The 12,806-nt window shown below is 42.9% G+C and carries 3 protein-coding genes; all 3 read right to left on the reverse strand.

The genetic code is table 11. The features are described from left to right. Positions 1-428: 428 nt before the first annotated feature. On the reverse strand, positions 429-5,765 hold the full coding sequence (locus tag EAI95_RS06850; protein ID WP_129822564.1) for a Cna B-type domain-containing protein: 5,337 nt from the start codon (positions 5,763-5,765) through the stop codon (positions 429-431). A gap of 443 nt (positions 5,766-6,208) precedes the next feature. Then, positions 6,209-8,680 carry a GBS Bsp-like repeat-containing protein gene (locus EAI95_RS06855; RefSeq protein WP_129822565.1) on the reverse strand — a complete coding sequence of 824 codons (2,472 nt, stop codon included), beginning with the start codon at positions 8,678-8,680 and terminating at the stop codon, positions 6,209-6,211. A gap of 252 nt (positions 8,681-8,932) precedes the next feature. After that, positions 8,933-12,739 carry a GBS Bsp-like repeat-containing protein gene (locus tag EAI95_RS06860; RefSeq protein ID WP_129822566.1) on the reverse strand — a complete coding sequence of 1,269 codons (3,807 nt, stop codon included), beginning with the start codon at positions 12,737-12,739 and terminating at the stop codon, positions 8,933-8,935. Between the last annotated feature and the right edge of the window lie 67 nt (positions 12,740-12,806).

Here is a 12,806-nt window from a genome sequence, read left to right on the forward strand (position 1 = left end):
ACACAGAAAAAAGAGGCCCTTAAAGGCCTCTTTTGAATGTAGGCAAACTATTTTTTTAAAATATGATTTCTATTTTCTTAAGTCATTTGAGCAGCTATAAAACTTTCCGCTGTGAGAGAAGTGCTTGAAACCTAAAGTTTCAAGCACTCGGGAGTTTTGAAACTTTAGGTTCAAAACTAATTGAACACGGGCTGCGGATTGTGTCAAAAAGATAAGTTCTCCTAGAATCGAAAGATTCTGCGTCAAACTTCCTATTTTGACTTTATCCGCAGACGCCCTTTGTATCTTAATAAGTCATGGAACTTCATAGAAGTTCGCTGACATCCGCCCTCACCTAAGGAAAGTTTTTAAGAATGCTTTATCTCTATTCTAAAGAGGCCCCTAAGGGCCTCTTTAATACTCTCGATTAGTTAGATCAAACCATGCGCTTATTTTTTCTTCTTTTTAAGGAGATAAGCTGCACCGCTTGCGACTACAAAGGCTAATACCAAGCTAATCAAGGAGATAGTGGTACCAGTGCTTGGCAAGATACCAACCTTCTTACCTGGTTTCTTAGGTTCTGGTGTCACTGGCTCTGTTGGTTCATGTTTATTGGTCAGAACAACATTACCTTGACCATCCTCTGTTTTCGTCACTTGGTAACCGGTTGGAACATCGACTTCTTCCACCGTATAGGTGACAGCTTTGCCCTTGACATTCTTGTCCAGATCCGCAAAGGTATGAGTCCACTTGTTCTCAGCTGACAATTCAATGACTTTACCAGACTTCTTACCATCTGCATAAAGTTGCACTTTCACACTCTTCGGACGAAGGCCATCTTTGTCCTCTTGGTCATCCCACTGTTTGGTTACAGAGAGGGTGGTCTTACCTGGAGTGTGCGTATTGGTAATAGTATAGCTTTCTTGGTCAATGCTTGGTGAATAGTTATTAACCTCTTCTTCTTGAAGGGTGTAGACGATTTCCTTGCCATCCTTAAACTTAGGAAGGCCAGTAAAGGTTTCTTTCCAATCGGTCTCGCTTGTAATATCTTTGCGAGCCACTTCTCCACCATTGGCAAGAAGTTTCACAGTGATCTTAGTCGGACGAAGACCATCTTGGTTGTCATTGTCCATCCAGATCTTAGTGACTGGAATATCCACCGTACTTGGAGTGTGCGTATTGGTCAAGACGATATCGCCCTTCTCCTTGCTCTCTTCTGTTACGGTGTAACCTTCAGGGACATCCACTTCTTTAACAGAATAGTGAATCTCTTGTCCGTTTGCTTTTTCAGCAAGTTTCTCAAAGGTATGCGTCCATTTATTGTCAGCTGACAAGACAACTTCCTTGCCTAGCTTTTGATCACCCGCATACAATTGGACGCGAATTTCTTTTGGACGAAGGCCATCTTGGTTATGAGCGTCATCCCATTTCTTAGTGACCTTGACCTGAGTGACAGCCGGTTCATGCTTATTGGTCAAGACAGGATGAGCTGGATCCTTGTCATCAATTGAAAGGGTGTAGCCTTCTGGGACATTCTCTTCTTTCACAGTGTAGTGAATGGCCTTGCCGGCTGCTTTTTCATCAAGATTTTCAAACGTTCCTTGCCATTGATTCGCTTCTGACAATTCTAGAGTCTGGTCTGTAGCAACCCCATCTTTATAGAGTTTGACTGTAATTGTCGCTGGGCGAAGACCATCTTGGTTATTGGCATCGTCCCATTTCTTGGTTACTTGAACTTTCGTCTTAGAAGGAGTGTGGGTATTCGCAATCACTACCTGACCTGGATTGGTCGTTTCTACCGTTTGAGTATAGCCTTCTGGAACTTCTGTTTCTTTCACGGTATACTGAATAGCTTGACCAGCTTTTTTCTCATCCAAATCAGAGAAGGTATAAGTCCAGTCGTTGTCTGCAGAAAGTTCTACCTCTTTACCTGATTTTTGGTCATTCGCATAGAGTTGGACCTTGATGCTCTTCGGACGAAGGCCATCTTGGTTTTCTGCATCTGTCCATTTCTTGGTCACTGTTACACTTGTCTTACCTGGTTTGTAGGTGTTGGTAATGGTTGATCCTTCGATAGCTGTCGAGTAGTTGGCAACTGTATCTTCCGTTACCGTATAGACTAGTTTTTGACCATTCTTATAGACTGGCAAGTCAGTGAAGCTGTGGCTCCATGTATCTCCCTCACCAGACAGAGTAGCCGTCTGTACTTCCTCTCCGTTGGCTAGGAGATGGACCGTGATGGTTGATGGACGGAGTCCGTCTTGGTTCTGAGCATCATCCCAAACTTTTTTCACGCTGACTTCTGTAGTTTCAGGAGTACGCTTGTTGGTAATGGTCGCTTTTCCATCGACGAACTGAGCTTCTTGACTTTCAGCTGTATAATGAGTCGGTACCTTGACTTCTTTTACAGTATAGGTAATCACATTACCATCATTGTCTTTGTCTGGAAGAGCGCTGAAGGTTACTTTCCAGTCATTTCCTGCTGAAAGGGCTACTGGTTTGCCTTCTGCTGTTCCATTCTTGTACAATTGGAATTCAATCTTTTCTGGACGAAGACCTTCGACGTTGTCTTGGTCATCCCAGACTTTTGAAGCTTCCAGATCGATATAATGGATATCTTTCTCATTGGCGATCACTTTTGGTGAAGCTTTTGAACCAGTCGCTTCGCCATCAATCGTGACATGGTAAAGCTGTTGATCTGCATCGTAGGTCACAACGACTGCATGCTCTGTCTCATCCAACTTGTAGTTGTTTGGAGCTTTCGTCTCTTTAAGAGTGTAAGTTCCTTCTGTTAGGGTGGTGAAAGCAAGGTCTCCATCCTTATCAGAAACTTGAGTCGCAAGGACAGTACCAGTCGCATCTGACAAGGTGAACTCCGCACCAGCTAAGCCTTTGCTAGTATCATCCTTGTCTACTTTCTTCACATGGAAGCTCGCCGCAAAGATTTGAGACGTTACGGTGTTGGATTCGCGGTTTCCTTCATGTCCTTTAGCTCTGTATCCGAATTGGTTATGGGCTTGGACGACACCTGAACGACCGCCATTGTCCTTGTTATCTTCTGTCCGTTCTAGCATCAACTGCTTGACTTGGTCTGTCAATTCGCTTGGGTTGACCACTGGCACCGCAACATCTACTTGGCTACGTGCACCGATAGTGGTTCCCTCATTGGCTACGACCTTAATTCCTGTTACTTTACTATAGTCTGTGACATCTGCTGACCAAATATCTTTATCTGCAGCTTGTGCCATGGTGCTAGCTGTAACTGTGGTATCTGTTGTGTAGTATACTGTCCATCCTTCCGGAGCAGTGACTGGTCCGCGAAGACTAACGGTGTATTCTGTCTTACGGGCTGAAGCATCCAGTGTATTGACATCTCCAACTTTAGGGAGAACGTCATAGATAACCGTGTTTTCAACTGGACTATCTGTGTTGTTTTTAATCGTTAACTTGTAATTAAAGGTTTCCCCTGGTTTAAAGGTTCGAGTTACTGTTGAAGCATCAGACAAGTCATCGTTCTTGGCGATGAACTTACGAGAATAAACCCCTTCAGCTGCGACAATAGTATAGTTGGATTCCGCATGAGGAATCTTATCCGTTGTCGAACCATTGTTGTTTAAATCATAGCTATCTACTGCAACTGTATTCGGGTTAGCAGTTTCTAGATCCCAGAGGCCTTCTCCTGCCAGATAGATATGGTTGGTAAAGGTTCCGCCATCAGCCTTCCCTTTTAATTTAGTATAGATGAATGGTAAATTAGCCTTGCCACCAGTCTCTAGGGAGCGTTTGATAAATTCCTTTTGATCCAAATGGATAATCAAGGCAGAACGTCCAGAATTGTGGTAGTTTTCAATGACCTCATAGGATTTGTACCAAGGGGCATAAAAACGAGTGTTATTCTTATCAAAGTATTGATCTAGGTATTTGAAGTCAATATCCAAGGTATTTGGATCAAAGAGATCAATAACACGCAAGTCCTTGTAATCCTTACCTGGATCTAAGCGAACATTATTAGCAGATAGGGCAAAACGAATGGTTTTTCCATCTGTGAATTGGACATTGTTATAATCTGTATTCTTAGTCAGTTCAACATTTTCTGTCAATGGAAGAAGTTTGAACTGCCATTTAGCAGATTGGTCTCTGTCTGCCCCTGACTGGGTTTTATAGGTGATCCGTCCAGTATTTTCATAGGCATTCTTGGACTCATCATTTTGATCGATATGGGTCTTTTCTGGATCCTTGAAGGCTGTATAGGTAGAAATATAAATCCCTTGACCAGATGGAAGCGCGAAGTCATCTTTCATCTCCAGTCTCCAGCCGACAACCGTTCCATATTTGGTCAAATCAATGTTTCCAAATCCATCCTTGTCTGCCTCTGGTTGGATTTCTTTAGTTGAGCCATCTTCCATGGTTAGGATGATGCGTTTCACGTATTGATTGATCAGAGGTCCATTTCCATAGATTCCAATCAACATACGACCATATTCAATTTTGGTAAACTTCAAGCGCGAGTCTACTTGCTCATCATAAAAGACAATGTTTTTCTGAGCAAATGGTGTGGTGTTATTGTATTTCAAGAGCCACTTGTAGTTAGCCGCCTTGTAGTCTGTCGAATCGTAGACATTTCCTTCTGCTTGTTTAGCAAAAGCTCCTTTACCTTCCAAGTCACGCGAAGTAAGTCGGAAGATGAGAGAATCTTCAGCCGTTACATCCGGCTCTCCCTCACCACGTTCCGCAGGAATCCCCACGACAGACGCAGTGTTGGTCAAATCTTTCACTAAGACATCTTCTAAGGTTTGGTCTTTTTCCATGACCAAATCAGGGAATTTCAAGTATAAGAAACTCTTATCTTGGATTTTTTGCATCAAATCTGAGTGGTAACTTTGAACATTTTTATTTTCATCAGCTACAAAAGTTTTTGAAACCGTACCATCCCCATTGTCGACCCAGCCTTCTGATTTTTCTGTATCTAGAACCGCTGTACGAGTTTTTCCATCTTTGTCCGTATAGGTTGGCAGCTTATCTGTGATCGTTGCAGATTCCAACTGACGATAGCTACCATTGTACTGTCCACGCATCCCATCTAACAAGAAGGCAAAAGGAACGGAAGTAGCTTTTTCGATGTACTTTTTGCCATCTGCTCCAGTTACAATCCCTGGAGAGGCTTCCGCATAGTCTCTGGACATGGTCGCATCATAGTTCTGATTGACAAACTTGGTCAAGGTATAATCCTTGTATTGAGGTTTCCAAGTGATACTATTTAAAGCAGTCTCAGCACCATTGATATTGAGCGTCCCTGTAATATCCATCGAGTAGTTAGTAGGAGGGAAACCTAGCTTAAACTTGGCGATGAAGGGTAAGGTCAAGACTTCAGATTTTTGGTAGTTCGTAAAATGTAAACTTACATGGTAGTCATCTCCCACCTTTGTCACTGTTGGTGCATCATGTTGTGAGCTACTATTAAACTCGGGAACATTGACCTCATCCAAGTACTTCCCTGGAAGCACTAGATTGACAACCACGTCATCGAGATCTGTTGTCAGATTCTTAGGGGTAATCTGAATGTAGCCAGACATGGTATCAGATGTGTTATAGGCCATGCCGCCTGGATGCTCTTGCTTATCTCCATACAAGAGGCTAACATCTAAGGCACCATTATCTCCGACTGCTAGCTCTTGCGCCAAGGCTGTTACAGCACCTTGGCCCAATTGACCCAGCATCATCAAAATGGTGAAGAGAGCAAACCCTTTTTTTAAAAAGCTTTTCCATAAGGATGATCTCCTGTTCATTCTTTCATCTCCTTTTTATCATTTTGAACCGCAAAAGTTCCTCACTCCATTTTTATCACATATGAGCCAATTTAGCCAACGATTATATAAAAAGTGTCGCTAAATGAACAAATTAACCATCTAATGTTTTTGTTTTTTTAAGTTTTCTTGATTTCTGCATCAACCAGCCAATTTAGGTTAAGTCCTCCAAAGATATGATTGCAAAGATCTATTATATGGCTCCAGCCCTTGTTTTCATAGCTTTTTTATACCCTTCTCAGTTACCTTTAAATAGTTGCATAGATATCTCTAGGGTGTTTTTAAATTTTTTTGGACAAAAACTCCTTGCCTAATGACTCCTCCTCCTATCATCAAAGGGATGCAAAAAACCAGCCCCTTCATAGAGCTGGTTGTCTTTCTATTCTAGAAATGTCATTAGGCAATGATGCTGAAAAATATGTATGTTATTTATAGCGCGGTGTCGCAAATCCGCGGATATTCCCATGTCCGATACGGTATACATTGCGTTTGACAGTTCCAACGGCACCGGAATTTCCTTCGATTGTATGAATCAGTCCATTTTCGACGCGTTCCACAATTCCAATATGGTCTGCCCAACCATCATTTGATTGATAATCTTGATCCCAGTTAAAGGTGATGATATCCCCTGCTTTTGGTGTAGAAGCACCATTTTCATTCCAAATGCCCAAGCGTTTGAAAATTTGGATGTGACGTTCAACTCCACATTCACGGCCAATCAAACCACTCAAGCCTTCCCGCTGAAAGACCGTTGTGACAAAGACGTCACACCAGTCATCAGTCATCTTCACCTCATAACCAACTGGAAGTGGTTTGATACTGTTGTAATCATTGACCAATTGTTGGTGAGCTGCACTTCCTGTGCGAGCACCGACTAAACTTGCTGCTGCCCGTAAGACACGGTCCCGTTGTCCATTCGTTACACGAGGAGTGAAAGCAGTTTGATCTACTGTCGCACGGGGATGAAGGGCTGTTTGACCAAGGTTAAAGCCTTCAACGCCACCATCGACATAATCCACATAGACGTGAGTGGTATAGTTACCTGATTGGTACTGGTGATTTGCTGCAGAGACTTGCACTTCTGTATGCGTACCAGAAGGTGCTGTAGAATACCAGTAGAGGTTTTCTTGATGAGCTTGAGACCAGGCAGCAACACGGATATTCTTGATCTGACGTCCCTGAGGTGCTTGGTCCACTGTTACCGTATAGGTTCCCGCACCAGAATTAACATTCTTGATCCCTGTTTGGGTCCTGGTCGTCAGATTTCTAAATTCCACTTCTGTGGTTGTTGTTCCAGCCCCTACACGCGAACCATCATTTTGGATGTAATAAAGATGAACATGGTATTTGCCAGTAGAGTTCTTGTGATCGCTAGCCTTGACAGAAACCTTGTAGTCTCCGTTCGCTTGACGAGTCGCTTCATACCAACGGATATCATCTTGACCATCCTTATCAGACCAAGTTGGAACTTGAACAGTCCGTACGCCTTTAGGGCTGTAGACATCCTTAATGATGACGTCAAAAGTTCCCGTATCCTTGTTATTGTTTTGGATTACAATCGTACCAGAACGACGGGCTTGACGTACTTCTGCTGTAGTTTCTGTAATATAGTTTCGTTGGTTGTCATTGTCCACATAGTAGACATGGACATTGTATTTGCCGTCCTCATTTTTATGATCTGAGGCTTTGATGGTAGCTCGGTAACTGCCGTCACTTTGACGAATCGCTTTGTGCCAAACAAGATCATCTTGCCAGTTCTTATCTGACCAGGTCGGAATCAAAACTTCTTTCAGTCCATTTGGTGCAACAACATTACGAATTACTGCATCAAAGGTGCCTGTCTCAGAATTATTGTTCTCTATCGTTACAGTTCCATTTGGTTTTACGTGACGCACTTCTGTAGTGGTTTCTGTGATATAGCTTCGTTGGTTATTTTGATCTACATAGTAGACATGAACATTGTATTTGCCATCATCATTTTTATGATCTGAAGCTTTGATGGTAGCACGGTAGCTGCCGTCACTTTGACGAATCGCTTTGTGCCAAACAAGATCATCTTGCCAGTTCTTATCTGACCAGGTCGGAATCAAGACTTCTTTCAGTCCATTTGGTGCAACAACATTACGAATTACTGCATTAAAGGTGCCTGTCTCAGAATTATTATTTTCAATCGTTACCGTACCACTTGGTTTTACGTGGTGTACTTCTGTAGTGGTTTCTGTGATGTAGTTTCGTTTGTCAGCTTGATCTACATAATAAACATGGACATTGTATTTACCATCTTCATTTTTATGATCTGAGGCTTTGATAGTAGCTCGGTAGCTGCCATCACTTTGACGGACTGCCTTGTGCCATACTAGATCATCCTGCCAGTTCTTGTCCGACCATGTTGGAACCAAGACTTCTTTTAATCCATTCGGGGCTACTACGTTGCGAATAACTGCATCAAAGATGCCTGTCTCTGTATTGTTATTTTCAATTGTTAGCGTACCACTTGGTTTCTGTACTTCATCTATCGGTAAACTATTATTTTCTGCATCTACCACTCGTGCGCGTGCGCCGTATGGGGCGCGACTAGCTACCACAGTAGGTGCTGGTTGCTCTAATGAACCCTTCTCGTCAGTGACCTGCTCAGATGACTGATTGTCACTAACAGTCTGTGTGACAGGTGCTATCGCTGTTGCAACGGTATTTTCTGTCTGAACACCTTTCTTAACTCCCACTCCTTCGTTCACAGTATTCTGTGCTTCTGATGAAGTTGTTGTATTTGCAACGACAGCTGATGTATTTTCTGGTGTTTGATCGGACGCATGTTGCTCATCAGCTTTGACTTGTTGTGTCGAAAAAGCTAACAAAACGGCTGTCCCAGCATAAAAAATAAGATCTTTCTTTTTCATGTATCTTCCCTTACAATTTTTTTACGGATTGTATCCACGTAGTAGTATTATAGCACAAACCACCGGATCAAGGAACCTCTATAAAAAGTATAAGTTGAAGTAGAAAAAAAAGTTCTCGGTTGATTCAGTAAGTCCCTATATTTTTAAATTAAAAACGAGCATCTCCGTCTATGAGAATACTCGTTTTTCCAAAACAAAATGGATTATACCTGATTGCCATTGAATAAAATTTACTTACTTTTTTAGAAATAGCTAAGCAAAAACACTGAAAAATGGTGATCCTAATTTTGCATCAATTGGATCTGTACTTTTTACCGAGAAGATGTAATCAATAGAATGCCAACCGTTATTAGCAGGGTTGAATGGATCTCTTACATAAGTTTTCCCATTATCGTAGCCCTGCAAGACAATTTCATGCGTATAAGGAGCATTGATAAAGATGCTTTCTTCAACTGCAGCAAGAACGTGTTTTCCTGATACTAAGGTAGCTGCAATTGCATCTTTCCCTGTAAGCATTTGGCTCGTCAATCCCCAATGCTTAGTAGCAGCCACTAGTCCATCTGCATCAGTTCCAGCTACAGCAATTTTATTAAAGGAATTGGTGTTGTGATACAGATAATCCGCTACTGTCGTTGGTAGTACTTCTCTTCCGAGAATATCCGTAAATGCCATCGCTAAAGAGGTTGGAACACACCCTGATTGGTCCATATTACTCACACCATACCATTTTGCTCCCCAACGAGGGTCCCGTTGAGAATAATAGGTTGTTTGTGGATTTACCTTTTGATTTCGTGGAGACAAGGCTGTCTGACCGAGGTTAAAACCTTCAACTCCCCCATCTTTGTAGTCTACATAGACGTGAGTGGTATAGTTGCCCGCTTCATTACCGTGATTATTGGCAGAGACAGTGATCTCTGTGTGCATACCTGTCGGTGTTGCGGAATACCAGTAAAGATTTTCTTGATGAGCTTTAGACCAAGCTGCAACACGAATATTCTTAATCTGACGTCCCTGAGGTGCTTGATCTACAGCTACCGTATAGGTTCCGTTCGTTGTATTAACATTCTTGATAGAAGCTTGCGTCTTGGTCTGGGCATTTCGGAACTCCACTTCTGTAGTCGTTGTACCAGCACCCACACGAGAGCCATCGTTTTGAATATAGTAAAGGTGAACATGGTACTTACCAGTAGAGTTCTTGTGATCGCTCGCTTTGACCGATACCTTGTAGTCTCCATTTGATTGGCGAGCCGCCTCATACCAGCGGATGTCGTCTTGGCCATCCTTATCAGACCAAGTTGGGACTTGCACAGTCCGAACACCTTTAGGGCTGTAAACATCCTTGATAATGACGTCAAAGGTACCTGTATCCTTGTTATTATTTTGGATTAAGAGAGTACCAGAAAGACGGGCTTGACGCACTTCTGTCGTGGTTTCTGTAATATAGTTTCGTTGGTTATTTTGATCTACATAATAAACATGGACATTGTATTTACCATCTTCATTTTTATGATCTGAGGCTTTGATGGTTGCACGGTAGCTGCCGTCACTTTGACGGACTGCTTTGTACCATACTAGATCATCTTGCCAGTTCTTGTCTGACCAGGTTGGGATCAAGACTTCTTTTAATCCATTTGGAGCTACTACATTGCGAATAACTGCATCAAAGGTGCCTGTTATAGTATTGTTATTCTCAATCGTTAACGTGCCGCTTGGTTTTACGTGATGTACTTCTGTAGCGGTTTCTGTAATGTAGTTTCGTTTGTCCATTTGATCTACATAATAGACATGGACATGGTACTTACCATCTTCATTTTTGTGATCTGAGGCTTTGATGGTAGCTCGGTAGCTGCCGTCACTTTGACGGACTGCCTTATGCCATACTAGATCGTCTTGCCAGTTCTTGTCTGACCAGGTTGGAACCAAGACTTCTTTTAATCCATTCGGGGCTACTACATTACGAATAACTGCATCAAAGGTACCCATCTCAACATTATTATTTTCAATCGTTAACGTGCCACTTGGTTTTACGTGGTGCACTTCTGTCGTAGTCTTTGCAATGTATGTTGTGCTTTCTGTGATGTAGTTTCGTTGGTTATTTTGATCAACAAAGTAGACATGGACGTTGTACTTACCATCTTCATTCTTATGATCACTCGCTTTGATCGTTGCACGATAACTGCCATCACTTTGACGGACCGCTTTGTGCCATACTAGATCGTCTTGCCAGTTCTTGTCCGACCAGGTTGGAACCAAGACTTCTTTCAAGCCATTTGGTGCAACAACATTGCGAATAACTGCATCAAAGGTGCCTGTCTCTGTATTGTTATTTTCAATCGTTACAGTTCCACTTGGTTTTACGTGGTGCACTTCTGTCTTGGTCTCTGTGATGTAGTTTCGTTTGTCAGCTTGATCTACATAATAAACATGGACATTGTATTTACCATCTTCATTTTTATGATCTGAGGCTTTGATAGTTGCACGGTAGCTGCCGTCACTTTGACGGACTGCTTTATGCCATACTAGATCGTCTTGCCAGTTCTTGTCCGACCAGGTTGGGATCAAGACTTCCTTCAATCCATTTGGAGCTACTACATTGCGAATAACTGCATCAAAGGTACCTGTCTCTGTATTGTTATTTTCAATCGTTACAGTGCCGCTTGGTTTTAAATCCTCTGGTCGTTTCCCAATATAAACGTTTGTCGTTGTTCCACCCACACCCGTCATTTGTCCATTATTCTGAACATAGTAAAGGTGAACATTGTAAAGACCGGTTGAGTTTTTATGGGCCGCTGCTTTTACATTGACGGTATAGGTCCCATTTGCTTGACGGTTAGCTGTATACCAAACAAGGTCATCTTGACCGCCTGTTTCTGACCAGATTGGGACAGAAACGGTTCGAACTCCATTTGGTGCCTTAACATTTGAGATGACAACATCAAAGCGGCCCGTCATAGAATCGTTATTGACAATGTCAATCTTCCCACTTAAGCTGCCTTCTGTCGGGTCTGCTGCAAGTTTTGCGTTCGCTGTAAAGCGACCGGTATAGTCCACACTGTGGTCAAAGAGGTGTTTTCCTGGAAGCAATTCCGCTTGAGAAGTGAACTGCCACGCACCAGCTTTCCCATTGTAACGCAAGCTTTTCGCATCGTTTACAGACAATTTTGGAGAAGGGTATTGGGCAACCCAGAAATTCTGAAGTCCAAATTGAGCGGTGTTGACAGGACCTTTCTTGCGAAGGTTGTTTTCATCCAACCAGCTAGCACTGGTGTAGAACATTAAGTTGGTGTAGCCATTTTTACGCATTTCGTCCGCCCAAGCTTGGGTGTTACGGTTAATGTTTGGCTGCATCTTAGCATCCTCAAAGTCATTGACCATGAGGGTGTTCTTTGGAAGATTCAACCGTTGCGCAGCCGCAATATAGAATTGTGCCTCTGCACGCGCTGCTTCTTCAGAAGTATAGCGAGAGAAGTGGTAGGTCGATACTTGCAGACCCGCAGCTTGTGCATTGCGAATTTGGTTCTCCGCATTCGGGTTCTTGTACCAAGTGTCTTCTGTCAATTTGACAACGACACCGCCCACGCCCTTATTAGCTAAGGTACGGTAGTCACCAATACTAATCTCTCCGTTGTGGCTACTCACATCAACGAATGATTTTGGCTGAACTGCTACATCCGTAGAGCGACTAGCTGGAGCGTTTGAACCCGTATTGAAAAAGGTGGTGCTTCCTGCATCAGACTGAAGAGGAGTTTCTTCTGTCCTCTCAGTAGGCGCTACTTCTGTGGCCTTCTCCACAGATGGGGTCCCACTTTCTGAAGCCGCGACCTTGCTCGCAGGTGACACAGGCTGCTCAGTCACATTTGCTGGTGCTGCATAGTTGCTTGCGACAGGTGCTACCGACTTTTCAGAAACGGCTACTTCTGGCGCTTTTTCAGCTTGGACTTGGTTGCCTTCAGTAGTAGCGGCCTCATTTAAAACCAGCTCATCTGCACTGACTCCCTGAGCAGATACAGCCATCAAGACTGCCGCTCCGGCATAAAAAATAAGATCTTTCTTTTTCATATAAACTTCCCTTTATACAAATTTTATACGTAAATCATTTTACCACACGGTTTCAGCGATGAAAAGT

It is taken from the genome of Streptococcus sp. bf_0095 (genome assembly GCF_004166885.1).
Taxonomy (GTDB): domain Bacteria; phylum Bacillota; class Bacilli; order Lactobacillales; family Streptococcaceae; genus Streptococcus.